This is a genomic window from Vibrio palustris (assembly GCF_024346995.1).
Classification (GTDB): Bacteria; Pseudomonadota; Gammaproteobacteria; order Enterobacterales; family Vibrionaceae; genus Vibrio; species Vibrio palustris.
In genome coordinates this window covers 209,946-233,223 of sequence record NZ_AP024887.1, presented here as the reverse complement: position 1 = coordinate 233,223, position 23,278 = coordinate 209,946, and the positions used below count along the sequence as shown (strand labels likewise).

The following is a 23,278-nucleotide window of genomic DNA, read 5'->3' as shown; positions in this document are numbered from 1 at the left end:
CTTAAGGCATTCTACAACAGATATGAGCCTAGAACAGAAGCAAATGTCTACTCTACATTTTGAAACACTGCCCCCTATCAAGATTCCGTTAATAAAACGTTTTTATAAACAACATTATCCGGGAACTAAACCAAAAAGTGATGACCTAATCATCACAGCCTATGAAACACATTATATGGTCGCTGTCGTACGTTTTCGACATGTGGCAAACTATCGATTACTCACCGGTATGGCTGTTGCCGAAGACAAGCGCTACCAAGGAGTGGGGTCGCAAATGCTGAAGTATTGCCAAAACACCGTACTCGGCAATACTGATTACTGTTTTGCTTATCAACATCTCACTCCGTTTTATGAACGGTATGGATTTCACAGTATCGCAACTCAAGAACTCCCAGCAGAACTCAAAACGCTCTATTTGCGTTACACTGAACATGGTAAATCGCTTATTCCTATGCGCTACTTCCGCAATAATGCATAGATTAATGGGCTTTTCTAGCCATAAGTTGGATGGATTTGGTAGAATACTAGATCCGCAATTTTGCACATATAAGGTAAAGCATCCCTATGATTGCTCGTAGACATCCTGTCAAAAAGCTTCCAGCGATCGCGCTATCTCCAGAGAATTTCCAAGTTCTTTTGTCCGCAAAAGACTATCGCGCAAATCTTATTGAGTTGATACGCAATGCGACTCAGCGTATTTATATCGTCGCTTTGTATTTGGAAGATGATGAAGCGGGTCGTGAGATTCTGACAGAAATATATGAGGCAAAGCAGCGTAACCCTGGTCTAGATATTCAGATTTGTGTGGATTGGCATCGAGCCCAACGTGGTCGCCTTGGTGCAGGTGCGACTCAAGGCAATTCGGCGATGTATGCAGAATTCGCCAATAAATACTCCCATAGTATTCCTACGTACGGTGTTCCTGTCCGTGGCAGAGAGGTCTTTGGTGTTCTACACCTGAAAGGATTCATTATCGATGATACGGTGCTGTATAGTGGCGCTAGCATCAACAATGTCTATCTACATAAGCAAGATCGTTACCGCTTTGATCGTTATCATATTATTGAAAGTGAGCAACTCGCTGATTCAATGGTACGCTTCATCACAGAAGACATGATTGCTCACCCAGCCGTCCATGATTTAACGAAAGAAGACAAACCTAAAACCAAAGATATTAAACTGGATATTCGTCAATTCCGAACATCCCTCGGCCAATCTTATTACTCCTTTGAACCACAAGAAGCCAGTGAGTCACAAATTGGGGTCACTCCACTTGTTGGTATTGGTAAGCGTCGTAATTTCTTAAACCAAACGATCATTCAAATGATCGCACAGGCGAAAGAAGAGATATTTATCTGTACACCTTACTTTAACTTCCCCAAAGGGGTCGCAAAAGAAGTAAAAAAAGCGATTCGTCGTGGTGTGAAAGTTGATATTGTGATTGGTGATAAGACTGCAAACGATTTTTATATCAGCCCAGAACAGCCTTTCAAGACGATAGGTGGACTGCCTTATCTCTACGAGATTAATTTACGTCGCTTTGCCAAAATGAATGAGTCGAATATAGCCAGCCGCCAACTGTCCATTCATTTATGGAAACATGACGATAATAGCTTCCACCTCAAAGGCATGTGGGTAGATAAGCGCTATATGCTGCTAACTGGCAATAACATTAACCCACGAGCTTGGAAACTCGACCTAGAAAATGGTCTGTTAATCAAAGATGAACACCAACACTTGGTCGAACAATTTACCGCAGAAAAAGATAATATTCTTCAACATACTCAGTTGATTTGTACGTACAAACAAATTGAGAAACTTGAAGACTATCCGTTACCAGTACAACGCCTAGTGCGTAAGATTACTCGTGTCAGAGCAGATCGCGTGCTCAAACAGATTCTGTAATCCGTCTTCGCTTAAAAGCAAAACGACAAAGCCCTGCTCGCAAGAGCAGGGCTTTTTTATAGTAACCCATAAGTCATGCATAGATCTTGATGACTCTCAGCGCCGACTAAACATGCGGTATCAGCCTAATACCGTTGACTGGACAGTGAACATAAAGGGAATATCACAGGTAACAAAGCAAGCTCGTTAGTATTTAGATGTCATTTAATAAAAAATGTGTGCTAACGGTATAAGATAGAAAAGTTATAGACGAAAAAAAGCCTCGTTCGCAAGAACGAGGCTTTAAAACTTAATGGCGGAACGGACGGGATTCGAACCCGCGACCCCCGGCGTGACAGGCCGGTATTCTAACCAGCTGAACTACCGCTCCGCAAACTGGTTTTTCCATAACGCTGCACGCAGCACTATGTCTAAATTCAAGCCTGGCGATGACCTACTCTCACATGGGGAAACCCCACACTACCATCGGCGCTATTTCGTTTCACTTCTGAGTTCGGCATGGGATCAGGTGGGTCCAAAATGCTATGGTCGCCAAGCAAATTCTTTCTGTTATCGCCCAAAGGCCATAACAATAATCTGGAAAGCTGTTTTTGTGGCTATAAAAGCCGTTCTCACACACTCAAGTACTCATATTGAGTCCGTTACAAAACCTTTTTGGTGTTGTATGGTTAAGCCTCACGGGCGATTAGTACAGGTTAGCTCAACGCCTCACAACGCTTACACACCCTGCCTATCAACGTTCTAGTCTCGAACAACCCTTTAGGACGCTTAAAGCGCCAGGGAGAACTCATCTCAAGGCTCGCTTCCCGCTTAGATGCTTTCAGCGGTTATCGATCCCGAACTTAGCTACCGGGCAATGCGTCTGGCGACACAACCCGAACACCAGAGGTTCGTCCACTCCGGTCCTCTCGTACTAGGAGCAGCCCCTTTCAATTCTCCAACGCCCACGGCAGATAGGGACCGAACTGTCTCACGACGTTCTAAACCCAGCTCGCGTACCACTTTAAATGGCGAACAGCCATACCCTTGGGACCGACTTCAGCCCCAGGATGTGATGAGCCGACATCGAGGTGCCAAACACCGCCGTCGATATGAACTCTTGGGCGGTATCAGCCTGTTATCCCCGGAGTACCTTTTATCCGTTGAGCGATGGCCCTTCCATTCAGAACCACCGGATCACTATGACCTGCTTTCGCACCTGCTCGAATTGTCATTCTCGCAGTTAAGCGGGCTTATGCCATTGCACTAACCTCACGATGTCCAACCGTGATTAGCCCACCTTCGTGCTCCTCCGTTACTCTTTGGGAGGAGACCGCCCCAGTCAAACTACCCACCAGGCACTGTCCTCATTCCCGATAAGGGAACCAAGTTAGAACATCAAAACTACAAGGGTGGTATTTCAAGGACGGCTCCATGCAAACTAGCGTCTGCATATCAAAGCCTCCCACCTATCCTACACATGTAGGTTCAATGTTCAGTGCCAAGCTGTAGTAAAGGTTCACGGGGTCTTTCCGTCTAGCCGCGGGTACACTGCATCTTCACAGCGATTTCAATTTCACTGAGTCTCGGGTGGAGACAGCGTGGCCATCATTACGCCATTCGTGCAGGTCGGAACTTACCCGACAAGGAATTTCGCTACCTTAGGACCGTTATAGTTACGGCCGCCGTTTACCGGGGCTTCGATCAAGAGCGTCGACCGAAGTCTAACCCCATCAATTAACCTTCCGGCACCGGGCAGGCGTCACACCGTATACGTCATCTTACGATTTTGCACAGTGCTGTGTTTTTAATAAACAGTTGCAGCCACCTGGTATCTGCGACTCTTTTCGGCTCCAAGAGCAAGTCTTTTCACCTATATAGAGCGTACCTTCTCCCGAAGTTACGGTACCATTTTGCCTAGTTCCTTCACCCGAGTTCTCTCAAGCGCCTTGGTATTCTCTACCCGACCACCTGTGTCGGTTTGGGGTACGATTCCTTACAATCTGAAGCTTAGAGGCTTTTCCTGGAAGCATGGCATCAATGACTTCACACCCTTGGGTGCTCGACGTCGTGTCTCGACCTAATGAGTATCCGGATTTACCTAAATACTCAGCCTACGCACTTGAACCTGGACAACCATCGCCAGGCCCACCTAGCCTTCTCCGTCCCCCCATCGCAATTGTAAGAAGTACGGGAATATTAACCCGTTTCCCATCGACTACGCTTTTCAGCCTCGCCTTAGGGGTCGACTTACCCTGCCCCGATTAACGTTGGACAGGAACCCTTGGTCTTCCGGCGTGGGGGTTTTTCACCCCCATTATCGTTACTCATGTCAGCATTCGCACTTCTGATACCTCCAGCAGACTTCTCAATCCACCTTCAACGGCTTACAGAACGCTCCCCTACCCAACATTCCAAAAGGAATATTGCCGCAGCTTCGGTTTATTACTTAGCCCCGTTACATCTTCCGCGCAGGCCGACTCGACTAGTGAGCTATTACGCTTTCTTTAAATGATGGCTGCTTCTAAGCCAACATCCTAGCTGTCTGAGCCTTCCCACATCGTTTCCCACTTAGTAATAATTTGGGACCTTAGCTGGCGGTCTGGGTTGTTTCCCTCTCCACGACGGACGTTAGCACCCGCCGTGTGTCTCCCGGATAGTACTTACTGGTATTCGGAGTTTGCAAAGAGTTGGTAAGTCGGGATGACCCCCTAGTCTTAACAGTGCTCTACCCCCAGTAGTATTCGTCCGAGGCGCTACCTAAATAGCTTTCGGGGAGAACCAGCTATCTCCGAGTTTGATTGGCCTTTCACCCCTAGCCACAAGTCATCCGCTAATTTTTCAACATTAGTCGGTTCGGTCCTCCAATTGATGTTACTCAATCTTCAACCTGCCCATGGCTAGATCACTCGGTTTCGGGTCTATATCCAGAGACTGTGCGCCCAGTTAAGACTCGCTTTCGCTACGGCTCCCCTAAACGGTTAACCTTGCCACTGAATATAAGTCGCTGACCCATTATACAAAAGGTACGCAGTCACCCCACAAAGGAGGCTCCTACTGCTTGTACGTACACGGTTTCAGGTTCTATTTCACTCCCCTCACAGGGGTTCTTTTCGCCTTTCCCTCACGGTACTGGTTCACTATCGGTCAGTCAGGAGTATTTAGCCTTGGAGGATGGTCCCCCCATATTCAGACAGGATATCACGTGTCCCGCCTTACTCGATTTCACCTTAAATACGTTGCCGGTTACGGGGCTATCACCCTGTATCGCGTGCCTTTCCAGACACTTCACCTGACGCATAAAAAGCTTAAGGGCTAATCCGGTTTCGCTCGCCGCTACTTCCAGAATCTCGGTTGATTTCTTTTCCTCGGGGTACTTAGATGTTTCAGTTCTCCCGGTTCGCCTCGTTACGCTATGTATTCACGCAACGATAACTGCTTATGCAGTTGGGTTTCCCCATTCGGAAATCGTAGACTCGAGTGGCTTTTACTGCCTCATCTACGCTTATCGCAAGTTAATACGTCCTTCATCGCCTCTGACTGCCAAGGCATCCACCGTGTACGCTTAGTCACTTAACCATACAACCCAAAAAAGTTTTGGATTGATGAACAAAGTCACCAAGGTTTGTCTGCATTTTTATACATGTTGCAGACTCGATATTGCCGGACTCAATTTTGAATACACACTCTATTAAAAGAGCATGATTTTCCAAGAACACTTGAATGTGTTTGGTGTTTGTTCATATCAATTGATACAACAAACATTGAGAACTTTTACAAATAATTCATATTTATCGCTAAATACGATTATTTTGTCAGCTTTCCAAATTGTTAAAGAGCAATGTGTATCTTTTTACAAAGACACCATTTTTAAGAACACTGCACACCAATGTGCTTAAAGATGGTGGAGCTATGCGGGATCGAACCGCAGACCTCCTGCGTGCAAGGCAGGCGCTCTCCCAGCTGAGCTATAGCCCCATCTTGGTCAATTTCATTTTCAAACAAACGCATGAAGCAGAAATTGGTGGGTCTGAGTGGACTTGAACCACCGACCTCCCGCTTATCAGGCGAGCGCTCTAACCAGCTGAGCTACAGACCCACTAAGGTGCTCTTAACTTTCTAAACCATATCAATCTGTGTGAACACTCATCGCAATAATCATTCGTATTAAGGAGGTGATCCAGCGCCAGGTTCCCCTAGCGCTACCTTGTTACGACTTCACCCCAGTCATGAACCACAAAGTGGCAAGCGTCCCCCCGAAGGTTAAACTACCTGCTTCTTTTGCAGCCCACTCCCATGGTGTGACGGGCGGTGTGTACAAGGCCCGGGAACGTATTCACCGTGACATTCTGATTCACGATTACTAGCGATTCCGACTTCATGGAGTCGAGTTGCAGACTCCAATCCGGACTACGACGCACTTTTTGGGATTCGCTCACTTTCGCAAGTTGGCAACCCTCTGTATGCGCCATTGTAGCACGTGTGTAGCCCTACTCGTAAGGGCCATGATGACTTGACGTCGTCCCCACCTTCCTCCGGTTTATCACCGGCAGTCTCCCTGAAGTTCCCACCATTACGTGCTGGCAATCAAGGATAAGGGTTGCGCTCGTTACGGGACTTAACCCAACATTTCACAACACGAGCTGACGACAGCCATGCAGCACCTGTCTCAGAGTTCCCGAAGGCACCAATCCATCTCTGGAAAGTTCTCTGGATGTCAAGAGTAGGTAAGGTTCTTCGCGTTGCATCGAATTAAACCACATGCTCCACCGCTTGTGCGGGCCCCCGTCAATTCATTTGAGTTTTAATCTTGCGACCGTACTCCCCAGGCGGTCTACTTAACGCGTTAGCTCCGAAAGCCACGGCTCAAGGCCACAACCTTCAAGTAGACATCGTTTACGGCGTGGACTACCAGGGTATCTAATCCTGTTTGCTCCCCACGCTTTCGCATCTGAGTGTCAGTATCTGTCCAGGGGGCCGCCTTCGCCACTGGTATTCCTTCAGATCTCTACGCATTTCACCGCTACACCTGAAATTCTACCCCCCTCTACAGTACTCTAGCCTGCCAGTTTCAAATGCAATTCCGAGGTTAAGCCTCGGGCTTTCACATCTGACTTAACAGACCACCTGCATGCGCTTTACGCCCAGTAATTCCGATTAACGCTCGCACCCTCCGTATTACCGCGGCTGCTGGCACGGAGTTAGCCGGTGCTTCTTCTGCAGCTAACGTCAAGAATAACGTCTATTCAACGTTACCCCTTCCTCACTGCTGAAAGTACTTTACAACCCGAAGGCCTTCTTCATACACGCGGCATGGCTGCATCAGGCTTGCGCCCATTGTGCAATATTCCCCACTGCTGCCTCCCGTAGGAGTTTGGGCCGTGTCTCAGTCCCAATGTGGCTGATCATCCTCTCAGACCAGCTAGAGATCGTCGCCTTGGTGAGCTCTTACCTCACCAACAAGCTAATCTCACCTGGGCATATCTTGACGCGAGAGGCCCGAAGGTCCCCCTCTTTGGCCCGAAGGCATTATGCGGTATTAGCCATCGTTTCCAATGGTTATCCCCCACATCAAGGCAATTTCCCAGGCATTACTCACCCGTCCGCCGCTCGTCATCTTCTAGCAAGCTAGAAATGTTACCGCTCGACTTGCATGTGTTAGGCCTGCCGCCAGCGTTCAATCTGAGCCATGATCAAACTCTTCAATTAAAGTTTTTTCGGCTCAATGAATACTGACTTCAAAACTAATATTTGTTTAAAAACAAACATGTAATCTTAAAGCTATTATCATTCCAACAGAATGATAATGAATTGACTGTGCCAAGACTAACCGAAGTTAATCTCGATTGGTCACTCAGTTCATTGAAACCAATTTTGTTTCCGAAGAAACTATTGATTATCATCAACGAGTGCCCACACAGATTGATAGGTTTAAATTGTTAAAGAACGTTGCTTTAAAAGAAGTTTTTCTTTCAAAGCGGAGGTGCATTCTAAAGATTTAATTGAGAGAGTCAAACACTTTTTCAATTTTCTTTTTTAGGATGTCTTATCCTCATCGACCTTGGCTGAAGCCTTGTGGCGTCTGCCGTGTCAGTGGTTGGGCATTATAGAGATTATGCTTAACCACGCAAGCAGTTTTTACAAAAAATTGAAAAAAAACACTTATTCGCATACAAAGAAGACAAAGTGGCGAAAAAGACAGCTATTTCGGCTCTTTTCCGCCAAATACAAAGAGATTAATTAAATGAATGCGTAAGCATCAGCAAACATTCTTTCCACTAATGCCTGCTTATTTTCTACAAACTGAGTACGTGCAGCGCCCGCCATTTCGAAACGTCCCGCTAAATAGATGTCGTAATCTGCTAATGATTCAAAATCTTGATGAACCGCTTGCAAGACATTACCTGTTTTTCCTTGCCAGTTATCATCTGCTTGTTCCAATACAGGTACAAACGTCACATTGGCATACTGCTTAGCAATATCGGTCAATTCATCCATCACATAAAGCTGCTCTTTATCTTTTGCTCCCCAATAGAAATGGATCTCTTGCTGCCAAGCTTGTGCTAGGCACTCATCAAGAATTGAACGGACATAACTAAACCCAGTTCCACCAGCAATTAATAGTAATGGTCGCTCACTGTCTTTGACCCATGCATCACCATGTGCGGCATCCACTTCAATCAATGAGTCATTGGCAAGTGCACTACGCATTGCATCAATCACCTCACCGGCATAAGCATTATGCTCTGCAGCACCAATATGCAGTTCTAATAAACCATTTGCCTGGCTAGGTGCGTTGGCAATAGAGAACGGACGCTTATCCTTAAGCCCCATCACGACCATCAAATATTGACCCGCTTTAAAGTCAACGGCATCTTGTGGTTGCAGCAAAATCTGATAAGTATGACTTGCTAACGGCTCAATTGACTTCACTTTACATTGTACAATCATGACTATCCTCTACGCTTACCCTTCAAGAGTAAGGACTATATCGCTTTGTGGTGTCGCCAAACAGGCAAAAACCCATCCTTCTAAACGTTCACGCTCAGATAGAACTGGCTCAAGATCATAACTGACGTCACCTTGTAATATTTTACCTAAGCATGCTCCGCATGCTCCGACTCGACAACGGTTTGGCCACGCAATGTTTTGACTCATTACCGCCGAAAGTATTGTTTGCCCTGAAGTGACTTCAAACTGAACGTCACCTGGCACTATTTGAACAGTATGTATCATAGGATATCTAAGTCGTCCCAAATTTCATCGATCTTTGCGACTAATTTAGAATCTTTTTGAATAGGGCTCCCCCACTCGCGCGTAATTTCATCACCGGATTTATTCGTCGCGTCTAATCCTAATATTGAACCTTGCTGTTGATTCGCTGAGTGACGAAGAGTATCGCGAGCAGGATCAATTCGCGTGGTTACCGCCCAGATAATGTCATTCCAGTCACGAATATCGACATCACCATCACATAATACAACGAACTTTGCGTACGCGTTATTAACTAATGACGCTAATATTGTGTGTAAGAGTTGACGAGACTGCCCCGCTTTCTGCTTGTTCATATAAACAATAATGAACTGACCGGATGCAGACTCTGGAATATAAACATCTTTAATCGCTGGGTGAGCATTTTGTAACGCTTGTAAGCATTGTGCAACTGCTTGGTAACTCGTCTCTGGCGCCACTTCATGAATATGTTGCAGTTCAACATCCCACTTAGTCGTCGCATCGAATCCCATCTTAGCTCCGAGGCCAACCACAGGTGAAACAAAGTCCAGCGAGTCGATCGGGGTATTATCAATTAATAACACATCGGATGCAGGCACCATATGACGAGTTAAAGCTTTAATCACTTCATCCCAATTACGAATATCGACACCTTCATCGACCACCAATACATACTTAGTGTACATAAACTGACGCAAGAAAGACCATACTCCCATCATCACACGCTTAGCATGCCCAGGATATTGCTTTTTCATGCTTACCACAGCTAGGCGATAAGAACACCCTTCTGGAGGTAGGTAAAAGTCCGAGATCTCAGAAAACTGCTTTTGTAAGATAGGCACAAACACTTCATTTAATGCCACACCTAAAATGGCAGGCTCATCGGGAGGACGGCCAGTGTAAGTACTGTGATAAATTGGATTTTGCCGCATCGTAATATGTGTCACTGTGAATACGCGATGCGTTTCCACTTCATTGTAGTAACCGGTATGATCGCCATAAGGTCCTTCATCCGCAAATTCATTCGGATCAATGTATCCTTCTAATACAATTTCTGCACTAGCTGGTACTTCTAAGTCATTACTGATTGATTTAACGACTTCGGAACGGTGACCACGTAATAAACCAGCAAAAGCATACTCGGATAAACTATCTGGAATGGGCGTGACAGCCGCAAGAATGGTCGCGGGATCCGCACCAAATGCGACTGAAACAGGGAAGGGCTGATTGGGATGCTCATTATGCCAATCTTGAAAATCTAACGCCCCACCACGGTGTGCAAGCCAGCGCATAATCACTTTATTTTTACTTAGTTTTTGCTGGCGATAGATACCAATATTTTGACGTTTTTTGGTAGGGCCTTTCGTGATAGTTAACCCCCATGTCAGTAACGGGGCTGCATCTTCTGCCCAGCAGCTCATCACCGGGATAGCATCTAAATCGACATCTTCTCCTTGTAACACTACCTGCTGACAAGGCGCTTTACGTACTTTTTTTACCGGCATGTTTAACACTTGTTTAAACATAGGCAGTGTACGTAACGCTTCTTTAAATCCTTTTGGTGGCTCAGGCTCTTTCAAAAAAGCCAGCAACTTACCAACATCGCGTAACTCTTTAACCGAATGCCGCCCCATACCAATTGCCACACGCTCAGCGGTACCAAAAAGGTTAGTCAGGACAGGCATATCATAGCCAATCGGATTTTCAAACAATAAGGCGGGTCCACCAGCTCGAAGTGTGCGATCGCTGATTTCCGTCATTTCATAACGAGGATCGATCGGATGAGCAATACGTTTTAGTAACCCATGCTCTTCGAGGTAGTGCAAAAAATCAGGTAAATCTTTAATGCTCATAAATATTTTCTGGCTGGTGAAGATAGCGGCAGTATAACAAAAGCATGTTCATTCGTGAGGGGTTTTCTTACCGACGACTCGCGATCTCTTTCACAGCGCGCTCAAGGTTTGCATGATTAGCCGCGTTTTAACTTGCCGATGTGAGCGCATGATGTCTTCTAACCAATTACGATGTCCATGATTCACTAATGCTTGAGCCGTTAAAGAAGCCTCATCCCTATTCGATAACCGTTTAACGAGAAATTCTTGCACCTTATCTTGCATAGGATGAATTTGTACTAACGCTTCAATCGCATCGGCGGTTAGTTTTGGATTACGCGAAGCCAACATGAGTTGCGAAGCAGCAAACTGATCGCGGCGTTTAGCTAAACGTTTTAATTCATCCTCAATGACACTATCTGAGCGCATCAACCATAAGAGTTTATACATTTTAGGGTCGCGTGTAACACGTGCCAATTTAACCATTACATGAGAGGAAGGTAACCAACTCGTCACATTGGTTGAGGTCAATTGTTTGGTAAGAAACTCAATCGCTGAAGTAGATAAGTGATCAAATTCACGTAGCAATAATTGCTCGTGTTCATCGGCGTCTGGGCCTGACAACCATTGCTTTAAATTCAATTCATGCAGCTCAGCATGGAGAATAAAGTCGACCGTTTTCTGATCTTGTGCCCAACGATTCATCAGCCTAAATCCAATCGTAGGGTAATTGAAAGCCGGTACAGAAAACTCGTAACCCTCACCATGCTCGGTAATTTGGTAAGTAGGAGAATGACGGTTTTGTTTTTGCACAAATCCGTAGAGCGAGGCTGACAAGACAATGCCACTTTGCTCAAAACGACGAAACAATAAATAGCGAGCCGCTTCCTGCTGCGGTAATGCTAAACGTTCCATCGAGAAATCCAAAACGTTGATCTGGTTTTCGAGAGCTAACTGATACAGCTCATCCACTTTGTGATGCAGTGTCTGATCGTTCAAAACTTTCTGACGCGCTTGATTAGAGATATCCACCGCCCAAGTTGAGCTGGTAAAGATACCGACTAATAATAGAAGCGTGTACAACATTCCTTGTCGCATAAACCCTCCAGTGCAATCCCTTTATAAAACATGAAATCATTCTTATATGGATTGCAAATAAAAACACCACCTCAAAGGTGGTGTTTTTGTTTTTCTGTCTTACTGTCGACGCATTGCGTCAAAGAATTCATTATTGGTTTTGGTCATAGCCAATTTATCAATCAAGAATTCCATTGCATCTGTCTCACCCATTGGGTGAACAATCTTACGTAAAATCCACATTTTCTGTAGTTCGTCAGTCTTCGTAAGAAGCTCTTCACGACGAGTACCAGAACGGTTGAAATCAATCGCCGGGAATACACGCTTTTCAGCAATTTTACGGTTCAGGTGTAACTCCATGTTACCTGTACCTTTAAACTCTTCGTAGATAACCTCGTCCATTTTAGAACCGGTATCAACAAGCGCCGTAGCAATAATCGTCAAACTACCGCCTTCTTCGACATTACGAGCAGCACCAAAGAAGCGCTTAGGACGGTGTAATGCGTTCGCATCCACACCACCAGTCAATACTTTACCCGATGACGGCACCACTGTGTTGTAAGCACGAGCAAGACGAGTAATTGAGTCTAATAAGATAACAACGTCTTTCTTGTGTTCTACCAAACGTTTCGCTTTTTCAATTACCATTTCGGCAACTTGAACGTGACGGTTGGCTGGTTCATCAAACGTTGATGCCACAACTTCACCTTTTACAAGGCGTTGCATCTCCGTCACTTCTTCTGGACGCTCATCGATAAGCAATACCATCAATTCACATTCAGGGTGATTGTAGGCAATGCTCTGAGCAATGTTTTGCAGCAACATGGTTTTACCCGCTTTAGGCGGAGCAACAATCAAACCACGTTGGCCTTTACCAATTGGAGAAGCAAGATCAAGCACGCGAGCAGTAATGTCTTCAGTCGACCCATTACCACGCTCCATCACCATACGATCGTTAGCATGTAATGGCGTTAAGTTTTCGAAAAGGATCTTATTACGTGCGTTATCAGGTTTGTCGCGGTTAACCGTGTTCACTTTCAACAATGCAAAGTAACGCTCACCTTCTTTTGGCGGACGAATTTTGCCAGCAATAGAGTCACCGGTACGTAAATTAAAGCGACGAATTTGGCTTGGTGATACGTAGATGTCATCCGGTCCAGCCAAATAAGAGCTGTCTGCACTGCGTAAGAAACCAAAACCGTCTTGAAGTATTTCCAGCACCCCATCGCCAAATATATCTTCACCACTTTTCGCATGCGCTTTAAGGATGGAGAATATAATGTCTTGCTTTCTTAGTCGCGCTAGGTTTTCAAGGCCTAGGCTTTCACCAAGCTTCACAAGATCAGACACGGGTCTGTTCTTCAATTCTGTTAGATTCATTGTGGCGGATTCTTGTTTAGTCAAAATAGGATCTGTTTTCTAGTTAAAGTAAGATGGATTTGGTCTCAGGATTGACCAAGAAGTGAACACTTGTATGATTTACGTGCGATAAATTAGCACTAAATTTTATTCTAGTCTATAAAATGTTTTTAGAAAAAACAAACCGCACATATTTCTATGTACGGTTTATGTAACGCGATTATAGGTTCGCGTCTAGAAACTCTTTTAGTTGAGTTTTCGATAGCGCACCGACTTTGGTTGCCACTACACTGCCGTTCTTAAATAGAAGCAATGTAGGGATGCCACGAATACCATATTTTGGTGGCGTACCTGCGTTTTGGTCAATGTTTAGCTTACCGATAGAGAGTTTACCCGCATATTCATCTGCGACTTCTTCTAGAATCGGAGCAATCATTTTACAAGGACCACACCATTCTGCCCAAAAATCAACAAGAACAGGGCCTGCAGCATTAATCACATCAGCTTCGAAACTGTCATCAGTTAGCTGCAAAAATTTATCACTCATCTTCCACTCCAATGTGTTTTTTCTGAACCGGTCGTGTACTAACCAGTAAATAGATTCCCCTATTGGAATGTATTTACTTCCGTATTGCAAGCGTAAGCTGATATTCTATAGGAATGAAAAAGACGCATATCACAGAGCACAAGTTCGCCGACTTCGGATTAAAGCCGCAAGTCATTGAAGGATTGGAAAAAAAAGGGTTCGAATACTGTACCCCGATCCAAGCCAAGGCGTTGCCGGTATTGCTCACCGGCCGAGACATTGCAGGCCAGGCCCAAACAGGGACTGGTAAAACGCTTGCGTTTCTTACTGCTACATTCAATCACTTACTAACAACACCGGAAAATGAAGGTCGTAGACCGAACCAGCCGCGTGCCATTATTATGGCGCCAACGCGCGAACTGGCAATTCAGATTTACAATGATGCTGAAGGTCTTATTGAAAGTACGGGTATTCAAGCAGCGCTTGCTTACGGTGGTGAAAGCTATGATAAGCAATTAGAGAAGATTAACTCAGGTGTTGATATTCTTATTGGTACCACAGGGCGTATCATTGACTTTTTCAAGCAAAAAGCCTTTGATCTGAACCATATCCAAGCGGTCGTATTGGATGAAGCTGACCGTATGTTTGATCTTGGCTTTATTAAAGACATTCGCTTTTTATTCCGCCGCATGCCTGAGCCAAAAGATCGTTTGAACATGCTATTCTCAGCAACGCTCTCTTACCGAGTGCAAGAGCTAGCGTTCGAGCATATGAACGAACCTGAGCACGTAGTCATTGAGCCTGAACGTAAAACAGCAGCGCGCGTTCAAGAAGAATTATTCTATCCATCCAACGAACACAAGATGGCGCTTCTACAAACCATTATTGAAGAAGAATGGCCCGATCGCGCGATCATTTTTGCTAATACCAAACACCAATGTGAAAAAGTCTGGGGCCACTTAGCCGCTGACCAACATCGTGTTGGCTTACTGACTGGCGATGTGCCGCAGAAAAAACGTGAACGTATCCTAGAGCAGTTTACTGCAGGTGAAATTGATATTTTGGTGGCAACCGATGTTGCTGCACGTGGTTTACACATTCCACTTGTTACACACGTATTTAACTACGATCTTCCCGACGACAGTGAAGATTATATTCACCGTATTGGGCGTACAGGTCGTGCTGGAGAAAGTGGTTTCTCTATCAGCTTTGCTTGCGAAGATTATGCGGTCAACCTACCAGCGATTGAAGAAACGATTGAGCACTCGATTATTGTTTCTGATTACGATCCAGCGGCATTATTGACAGATTTACCTAAGCCATTAACGCTACGTAAACCAAATCAACGTCGTACCAACACTGGGGGTTCACGTTCAGGCAACAATAAACGCAAGCCTCAACGTCGTCCTCGTCAGAGCAATAACAAGGATTCGTAACTGACTTATGAGCCATGATGTCTCTTCACCGCTCTATGCAGCGATTGACCTAGGATCGAATAGTTTTCATATGCTTATCGTTAGACATATCGATGGCAGTGTCCAAACCATGGCGAAAATAAAACGTAAAGTTCGCTTGGCTGCTGGGCTTAATGAAAACAATGCGCTCAGCCAAGAAGCCATGCAACGCGGCTGGGATTGTTTAAGCCTATTTGCAGAACGTTTGCAAGATATTCCCAAAGAGAATATTCGCATTGTCGGCACGGCAACGTTACGCACCGCGACCAACGTGAGTGAGTTTCTCGCTACCGCCAATCAAATCTTGGGACATAATATTCATGTGATTCCCGGAGAAGAAGAAGCCGCGACTATATATAAAGGCGTCGCTCATACTTCTGGTGGTATTGGGCGTCGTTTAGTGGTTGATATAGGCGGTGCTAGTACCGAGTTCATCATTGGCGAAGGGTTTGAATCTAAAGCACTTACCAGTTTAAAAATGGGGTGCGTGACATGGCTAGAGCGCCATTTTAAAGATCGCGAATTAAATCAAACCAACTTTGATCATGCGATCGATGCTGCTAAGCAAACATTACTGCCGATTGTTGAACAATACTGTCAGCTTGGTTGGGATATTTGCGTCGGCGCGAGTGGCACAGTACAAGCTTTGCAAGAAATCATGTTGGCGCAAGGCATGGATGAAGTCATTACTTTACCTAAGCTTAAGCGTCTGCAGAAGCAAGCAATGCTGTCAGATCATTTAGAAGAGTTAGAGATTGAAGGTTTAACACTCGAAAGAGCTTTAGTGTTCCCAAGTGGCCTCTCTATCTTAATCGCGATTTTTGAATCTTTCGGGATTGAAGAAATGACGCTGGCAGGCGGAGCGTTACGTGAAGGGCTGGTGTATGAAATGGTCGACGGGCTGCGTCAAAATGATATTCGTGCGCGGACAATTGAGAGTGTGCAACAACGCTATCAGCTCGATCAAGCTTATGGTGAACAAGTCGCAACACTAACCAGTCACTTACTTGAACAATGTGGCGGTAGCGATTGGGTTGAAGAGCCTCACGCCGAAATGTTGCTGCGCAGTGCCGCTCACCTTCATGAAATTGGTCTTAGTATTGATTTCAAACATGGGGGAGAGCACAGCGCTTACTTGTTACAGCACCTTGATTTACCAGGTTATACTCGTGCGCAAAAACACTATATTGGTGAAATTGCTCGTCGTTATCGCGAACAGCTCACCTCTTTGCCAGAGCAGCACGCATTATCGGCAAACAGTGCCAAACGAGTATTGCGTTTATTACGTCTTGCCGTTTTGCTTAGTCATCGCCGGCACCGTGCTTTGGTACCTAACTTCACACTCAGCGCCAACGGAGATAATTTGACGCTAACTTTGTCGCAAGACTGGTTAGAACATAATCCTCTTACGCGCGCTGAACTAGAGTTAGAAGCCAATCGACAAAGCGATATTGGGTGGCCGCTGACGATTGAAACTCGTTAGTTACCCCTCAACTCTTTATATTAAAACGCCCTCGCATGAGGGCGTTTTATTAAAGATCCCCTCGGCGCCCATGGCGCATTAATACTCCACGTAATTTTAACGGCTTCACGGGTTTGGCGATAAAAGAGAAACCATGCGTATCCACGGCCTTAATAACCTCAGCGGTCCGGTCAGCGCTAATAATCACGCCGGTAAAGCTGTCACCTAAACGTAAGCGAAATTGCTGCAAAACCTCCAACCCGGTTCGCTGATGCTCTAACCGATAATCAGATAGCACCACCTCAGGCTTCCAATCCGATGATAAGATCTGCAGACTACTGACGATATCCGTCGCGACACGAACATCACAGCCCCACTGTTCTAATAATGCCCCCATGCCATCGAGAATCGCCGTATCATTATCCACACAGAGTACTCGTAAACTCGACACATCATGGACAGATTCTCCGCTCACAGGCGTCGTTGGTAACTCGTGCAAGGACGTGGGTTCGAGAGCCGTATGACGCTGTAGTGTCAACGAAAAAACACTGCCTTGCCCTAACCAAGATCGCATATGAATATCATGACCAAGCACTTGCGCAATACCTTTCGATATCGCGAGCCCTAAACCTAAGCCTTGATCGCCTTGTACTTCTAATCCTCGGGTGAACTCATCAAAGATGACGGCTTGTTTCTCCTCATCGATCCCCATGCCATTATCCCAAACCTCAATGCGCACTTGATTACCAGTATGTCGTACGCCAAGTACAACTTTACCGTGTGCACCGTAACGAAACGCATTCGTCAGAAAATTTTGTATCACACGACGTAATAATTTGGGATCGGATGTCACCATTACGCTCGATGGCACCATAATAAATTCAATTCCCTGATCGACAGCGGCGGCAGAGAATTCGGCATTAAGTGGTTGCAACACATCATTCAGTAGAAAATCTTGTGGATGAATGGCTAACTTCCCCGACTCCAAGCGCGAAATATCCAACAAGTCACCAATCAACCCCTCAGCGGCTTCTAACGAACGCTCGATATGCTGAGCCAGTTGTGTTGTTTCCGCTTGCTTAGACACTTCTGCAAGCGAAGACGAAAACAGTCGCGCGGCATTAAGTGGTTGCATAAGGTCATGACTAACAGCAGCCAAAAACCTTGATTTAGAACGAGATTCTTGCTCGGAACGTTGTGTCGCCGTCACCAACTTCTTGTTGAGATTTTCAAGCTCTTGTGTTCGGATTAAGACCCGCTCTTCTAGGTACTCATTGGCTTCTTTAAGGCTCTGCTCAACTTGACGAAAAGCCGTAATATCATTAAAGCTCATCACAAACCCGCCACCAGGCATTGGGTTACCTTGAACTTCAATATATTTACCATCTGGACGTTGCCGCGCCGAAGTATGTGCATTGCCTTGCTGTAAAAAACGCACCCGTTTAGCAACGTGCTCTTCAATATCACCTGGACCACAAAAGCCACGCTGCGCATTAAAACGAATAATATCTGCAATAGGACGGCCGACTTGAATCAAGCCATTGGGAAAATCAAATAACTCTAAATAGCGCTGATTCCATGCCACCAACCGCAGATGTTTATCCACCACCGATAACCCTTGGCTGATATGCTCAATTGCACCTTGTAGCAACCCCCGGCTAAAGTCGTAGATCTCTGAAGCCTCGTCGACAATAGTCGCCACATCATCTAAATGTAAGTTGCGACCTTGCAATGCTGAGGTCAGTACCAAGCGAGCCGAAGACACTCCAAACACATCCGCCAACACTTGTTCAGTGTGACGAATCAGCGTAGCTGGTGCTTGCTGAGAAGGCTGACAAATCCCATCATACGGCGCAAAGGCCAAACGAGCACGTTGCTCACCAACAAAACGTGCGGCCAATATTTCCAGCTCACCCACTGTCACACGGCTTTGGTAAATGGTGAGCTCATTTTTCATCCATGGACACTTGCGGCGTAACCATCCACTACGCTTATTGACATGCCACACCACAACAGCCACCAGTAAACCGAGACAGATTAACCACATCATGATGACCAGCCATCCTTGCATTAGCGCCCTCTTTATCGCATTAAACTAAAAAGCCTTTCCAATACAGGAAAGGCTTTTAATAAAACGCAGATGGGCTTGGCAATCAATCAAGTCACTGGTGTTCTGTGCGAAAGGTACATTTTAGTACGGCGTTTTTTCTTCTAAATGCGATCTGGGCAAATCTACGCGAATCAGCAACGCGAAAACTCCCATAGCTGACATCACCCAAAAAACCTGACCACCCCACTGCTCAAATGCCCAGCCACTAAACACGGTCAGTAGCGCAACACTGCCTCCTAGCGCAATAGCGTTATATAATGATTGCATCGCGACCATACGGTGTTGAGAGCCCATTTGGATATATTTCATTGCGGCTAAATGAGCCAATGCATAGGTTAAACTGTGCAGAATTTGAATAATAATCAAAGGTAATAGTGCCGTGGTCATGGCCGCAAGACCCCACCGAACGACCACCGCAAGCGCCGCCAACGTAAATAAGGTTTTCACGGGAACATTAGCAAACCACTTACGACTAAAGGCAAACAATAGCACCTCCATCACGACACCAAGGCTCCACAAATAACCAATGGTTTCTTCAGAATAACCTGATTGTTTCCAATAAATCGAACCAATAGAGTAATACGCGGCATGGCTGCCTTGAATCAAGGCTTCTAACAGCAAAAACTTGACCACCGGCCATTCACGTAGCAATGTCATTAATTTCGGGCGCGGTAAAGTGGTCTGCTCATCCTGCGTTTTCGGTAACGGATTAGGCGTGCGTAGACTTAAGAGCAAGTTAGCCGCAAACCCACCAAGACAGGCAAATAAAATCCACTGATGTCCCCAATTGGCGGCTAAATATCCAACGACGGTCGACCCAACAATAAACGCAATCGACCCCCATACTCGGGTCGAGCCATAATCGAGCAATTGATGCTTAGCATAATAATTCGCCATAGAATCTGGTAGGGGCATCATTGGCCCCATACTCAAATTAAACAGAATCGTAATAATAGCCAGTAGCCAGAAATTCCCACCCGCAACGAAATACAACGAACCAAACACCAAGGTTACCAACGCAAACCAACGTAATGCTGGTACTAAATGTTCCACTTTATGGATACGCGGAGTAAGCAGTAAATTGGATAGACAACGCGCAGCAAAGCCTAAACCAATCAAGGTACCGATATGCGCAGCGGAAACACCTTGAGATTCAAACCACAACGCCCAAAAAGGTAAGTACACCCCATAAGAAAAGAAAAAACCAAACAAATATTGCGAAACCCATCCATAGGGGGAAGCGGTGAACATATACAATCCTTATATCGGAAACCACGGTGAGGCAGTATTATAGAGGTATTAGTGCCTAAAATAACAATGACTTATTCGAGACTCTATGTTTTCTTTTCGTCAACTCAGCATAAAGTATTTTCCTTATCCCCTCATTGTTACTGCGCAATCCCCCGCTAAATCATCCTATTTTTGCCACCTGCATCACGTCATGTACCGGCCTACTCCTAAAGTCTAATTGTGCAAACCAACTCTGTGGCTGATGGTTATCAAAACCTATCGGTCGATTCATCCACGTTCATGAATAGTGTGAATGAGTTTTCAAGGAGAAGAAGAATGCATTCAAACCCTCTATACCCAGTTAAACAAGCGATTGCTGACACCACGCATGCCGACAACGACACGTACCTATCCATGTATCAACAGTCGATCAACGATCCGCACGCCTTCTGGTCGCAACATGGCAAAATAGTCGATTGGATTAAACCTTTTAGTCAGGTCAAACACACCTCATTTGATACTGGTCATGTCGATATTCGCTGGTTTGACGATGGTACGCTCAATGTGTCGGCGAACTGCATCGATCGTCACTTAGCCGAGCGCGGTGAGGAAACCGCGATTATTTGGGAAGGTGATGACCCTAACGACGATACAAAAATCACGTTTAATGAACTGCATCAACAGGTTTGTCGCTTTGCCAATGTGCTGAAAGCTCAAGGAATTAAAAAAGGCGATGTCGTGTGCTTATATATGCCGATGGTACCAGAGGCCGCCGTTGCCATGCTCGCTTGTACTCGGATTGGTGCGGTACATACCGTTGTATTTGGCGGCTTCTCCCCTGACGCACTCGCCGGCCGTATCATCGATTCGCACGCTAAACTTGTGGTGACCGCAGATGAAGGTGTACGTGGTGGCCGCACCATCCCACTGAAAAAGAATGTCGACGATGCATTAAACAATCCCGATACCGATATTATCCAAAGTGTTGTCGTACTAAAACGTACTGGCGCCGACATTATGTGGCATGAAAAACGTGATGTATGGTGGCACGATAGTGTCGCCAAAGTCAGTGACGAATGCCCAGCAGAAGAAATGCACGCTGAAGATCCTCTGTTTATTCTTTATACCTCAGGCTCAACCGGGAAACCCAAAGGCGTATTGCATACTACGGGTGGCTATCTCGTGTATGCGGCCATGACATTCAAATATGTCTTTGATTATCAAAAAAGTGATGTGTTTTGGTGTACCGCCGACGTAGGCTGGATCACAGGTCACACATATCTTGTATATGGCCCTCTCGCCAATGGCGCGACCACGATCATGTTTGAAGGTGTACCGAACTACCCGAATTCTCGTCGTATGAGTGAAGTGATCGACAAACATCACGTCTCTCTACTCTATACGGCGCCAACCGCGATACGCGCCTTAATGGCCAAAGGTGATGAAGCGGTAGAGGGGACACACAGAACAAGCCTACGTGTTATGGGCTCGGTGGGCGAACCCATTAATCCTGAGGCGTGGGAGTGGTATTATCACACGATAGGAAATAGTCAGTGTCCCGTGGTGGACTCGTGGTGGCAAACCGAAACTGGCGGTATTTTGATTACCCCACTCCCCGGTGCGACAGCATTAAAACCGGGTTCAGCCACACGCCCATTTTTCGGAGTACAACCTGCCTTGGTTGATAATAGTGGCGAAGTGCTAGAAGGCGCCACAGAAGGTAACTTAGTCATCCTCGATTCTTGGCCCGGTCAAATGCGTTCTATTTATGGTGATCACGACCGCTTTGAGCAAACCTACTTTTCAACCTTTAAAGGTATGTATTGTACCGGGGATGGAGCGCGCCGTGATGATGATGGGTATTACTGGATTACTGGTCGAGTCGATGATGTACTGAATGTATCTGGGCACCGTATGGGCACCGCCGAAATTGAATCCGCGTTAGTGTCTTTTGATAAAATCGCCGAAGCCGCCGTAGTCGGTGTGCCACATGACATCAAAGGCCAAGCCATTTATGCCTACATTACCTTAAATGATGGTATCTACCCTGATGCCAACCTCCATAAAGAGGTCAAAGATTGGGTACGTAAAGAAATCGGCGCCATTGCTACACCAGATATTATGCATTGGACCGACGCCTTACCCAAAACTCGCTCAGGCAAAATTATGCGGCGTATTTTGCGTAAAATTGCGACAGGGGATACCGGAAACCTCGGCGATACCTCCACCCTGGCCGACCCTAGCGTCGTCGATACACTGATGTCTGAAAAAACGCTCTACCAATAAACCACCGCATTATTTAAATTCAAACCGCACGAAATACGTTGGTATTTCGTGCTTCTTTTCCAATCAAAAGTCACAGTTTTTGCTTTCTAATCTATTTTTTTTATCAATTACCCCGCATAGAAGACACGAGGGCAATCGGGGTGTTAATTTTACTGATTTAGGATTAAACTATGTGATTAGACCAGTAATTTGCTGCCATTTGCTGTGAATTAGCTATAATCATGGTCAACTTTTGAAAGACAGTGTAATTTTGACAAAAAATTAGCGTCAAAACTACGCTTATAAAGGTATAGTTTACGTTCTAGCGACTATATAGGAAGATAACTGCACAATGACTGCAAAATTACGCATTCTTGTACTCAATGGACCAAACCTAAACTTATTAGGTTTACGAGAACCCGCCCACTACGGCTCAGCAACTCTTGAGCATATTGTCACCACACTGCGTGACCAGGCGGAGCAAGCAGACATAGAGCTCGAGCACCTTCAATCGAATCGTGAATATGAATTACTTGAAGCAATTCATAACGCTTACGGTCAAGTAGACTTTATCATTATTAACCCCGCAGCATTCACACATACGAGTGTGGCCCTGCGTGATGCACTACTTGGGGTTAATATTCCGTTTATTGAAGTGCATCTTTCTAACATACATGCACGTGAAGCTTTCCGCCATCACTCCTATTTGTCTGATAAGGCTCAAGGCGTGATTTGTGGGCTAGGCGCACAAGGCTACCAATTCGCTTTGTCTGCAGCGATTAACACACTGCAAGCAAAATAAAGCATCACTCTGCAGCGCCCTATAGGCACTGTCTTACACACAGA

Annotated in this window: 13 protein-coding genes, 3 tRNA genes, 3 rRNA genes and 1 pseudogene; 6 read left to right on the top strand and 14 right to left on the bottom strand. The window is 45.6% G+C overall.

Translation table 11 applies throughout. The features are described from left to right. Positions 1-43 precede the first annotated feature (43 nt). Positions 44-478 (top strand): GNAT family N-acetyltransferase, encoded by a 435-nt coding sequence (locus OCU30_RS01060; RefSeq protein ID WP_077315805.1) that lies wholly within the window; start codon positions 44-46, stop codon positions 476-478. Positions 479-564: 86 nt separating this feature from the next. Then, positions 565-1,905 carry a CDP-diacylglycerol--serine O-phosphatidyltransferase gene (gene pssA / locus OCU30_RS01055; RefSeq protein ID WP_077315784.1) on the top strand — a complete coding sequence of 447 codons (1,341 nt, stop codon included), beginning with the start codon at positions 565-567 and terminating at the stop codon, positions 1,903-1,905. A gap of 293 nt (positions 1,906-2,198) precedes the next feature. On the opposite strand, the gene OCU30_RS01050 is transcribed toward pssA, so the two are convergent. From OCU30_RS01050 to trxA, 12 genes are all read right to left on the bottom strand, one after another. Further along, a tRNA-Asp gene (locus tag OCU30_RS01050) sits at positions 2,199-2,275 on the bottom strand. 50 nt (positions 2,276-2,325) lie between these two features. Then, positions 2,326-2,441 (bottom strand): 5S ribosomal RNA (gene rrf / locus OCU30_RS01045). Positions 2,442-2,569: 128 nt separating this feature from the next. Further along, positions 2,570-5,463, bottom strand: a 23S ribosomal RNA gene (locus OCU30_RS01040). 323 nt (positions 5,464-5,786) lie between these two features. Beyond that, a tRNA-Ala gene (locus OCU30_RS01035) sits at positions 5,787-5,862 on the bottom strand. 44 nt (positions 5,863-5,906) lie between these two features. Next, a tRNA-Ile gene (locus tag OCU30_RS01030) sits at positions 5,907-5,983 on the bottom strand. A 69-nt stretch (positions 5,984-6,052) separates the two neighbouring features. Next, positions 6,053-7,593, bottom strand: a 16S ribosomal RNA gene (locus tag OCU30_RS01025). Together the 16S, 23S and 5S rRNA genes with 3 tRNA genes alongside form the textbook arrangement of a ribosomal RNA operon. 531 nt (positions 7,594-8,124) lie before the next feature. Then, complete coding sequence (gene fre, locus OCU30_RS01020; protein WP_077313720.1) at positions 8,125-8,835, bottom strand: NAD(P)H-flavin reductase; 711 nt, start codon at positions 8,833-8,835, stop codon at positions 8,125-8,127. Between the two features lie 15 nt (positions 8,836-8,850). Beyond that, the gene (locus OCU30_RS01015) at positions 8,851-9,120 is read right to left on the bottom strand and encodes a 2Fe-2S iron-sulfur cluster-binding protein (protein ID WP_077313722.1); all 270 of its coding nucleotides are present in this window, start codon (positions 9,118-9,120) and stop codon (positions 8,851-8,853) included. Further along, complete coding sequence (gene ubiD, locus OCU30_RS01010; RefSeq protein WP_077313724.1) at positions 9,117-10,970, bottom strand: 4-hydroxy-3-polyprenylbenzoate decarboxylase; 1,854 nt, start codon at positions 10,968-10,970, stop codon at positions 9,117-9,119. Before ubiD ends, OCU30_RS01015 begins: the two co-directional genes overlap by 4 nt. A 90-nt stretch (positions 10,971-11,060) precedes the next feature. Next, entirely contained in the window at positions 11,061-12,047 is a 987-nt protein-coding gene (locus tag OCU30_RS01005) for a hypothetical protein (RefSeq protein WP_077313726.1), read from the bottom strand. A gap of 99 nt (positions 12,048-12,146) precedes the next feature. Then, positions 12,147-13,406, bottom strand: a complete 1,260-nt coding sequence (rho, locus tag OCU30_RS01000) for a transcription termination factor Rho (protein ID WP_077313728.1) — start codon at positions 13,404-13,406, stop codon at positions 12,147-12,149. A 199-nt stretch (positions 13,407-13,605) separates the two neighbouring features. Then, positions 13,606-13,932 carry a thioredoxin TrxA gene (gene trxA, locus OCU30_RS00995; protein ID WP_077313730.1) on the bottom strand — a complete coding sequence of 109 codons (327 nt, stop codon included), beginning with the start codon at positions 13,930-13,932 and terminating at the stop codon, positions 13,606-13,608. A gap of 113 nt (positions 13,933-14,045) precedes the next feature. On the opposite strand from trxA, the gene rhlB reads away from it, so the two are divergent. Both rhlB and gppA read left to right on the top strand, forming a co-directional pair. After that, complete coding sequence (rhlB, locus tag OCU30_RS00990; RefSeq protein WP_077313732.1) at positions 14,046-15,347, top strand: ATP-dependent RNA helicase RhlB; 1,302 nt, start codon at positions 14,046-14,048, stop codon at positions 15,345-15,347. A gap of 7 nt (positions 15,348-15,354) precedes the next feature. Then, positions 15,355-16,848 carry a guanosine-5'-triphosphate,3'-diphosphate diphosphatase gene (gene gppA / locus OCU30_RS00985; protein ID WP_077313734.1) on the top strand — a complete coding sequence of 498 codons (1,494 nt, stop codon included), beginning with the start codon at positions 15,355-15,357 and terminating at the stop codon, positions 16,846-16,848. A 49-nt stretch (positions 16,849-16,897) separates the two neighbouring features. Here the strand turns inward: gppA and OCU30_RS00980 are convergent. Both OCU30_RS00980 and OCU30_RS00975 read right to left on the bottom strand, forming a co-directional pair. Next, a pseudogene (locus OCU30_RS00980) lies at positions 16,898-18,772 on the bottom strand (hybrid sensor histidine kinase/response regulator); the annotation flags it as partial. 246 nt (positions 18,773-19,018) lie between these two features. Further along, positions 19,019-20,188, bottom strand: a complete 1,170-nt coding sequence (locus OCU30_RS00975) for a 3-phenylpropionate MFS transporter (RefSeq protein ID WP_077313738.1) — start codon at positions 20,186-20,188, stop codon at positions 19,019-19,021. Positions 20,189-20,503: 315 nt separating this feature from the next. On the opposite strand from OCU30_RS00975, the gene acs reads away from it, so the two are divergent. Beyond that, on the top strand, positions 20,504-22,453 hold the full coding sequence (gene acs / locus OCU30_RS00970; protein ID WP_077313740.1) for an acetate--CoA ligase: 1,950 nt from the start codon (positions 20,504-20,506) through the stop codon (positions 22,451-22,453). 331 nt (positions 22,454-22,784) lie between these two features. Continuing rightward, positions 22,785-23,234, top strand: a complete 450-nt coding sequence (gene aroQ, locus OCU30_RS00965; protein ID WP_077313742.1) for a type II 3-dehydroquinate dehydratase — start codon at positions 22,785-22,787, stop codon at positions 23,232-23,234. Positions 23,235-23,278 lie beyond the last annotated feature (44 nt).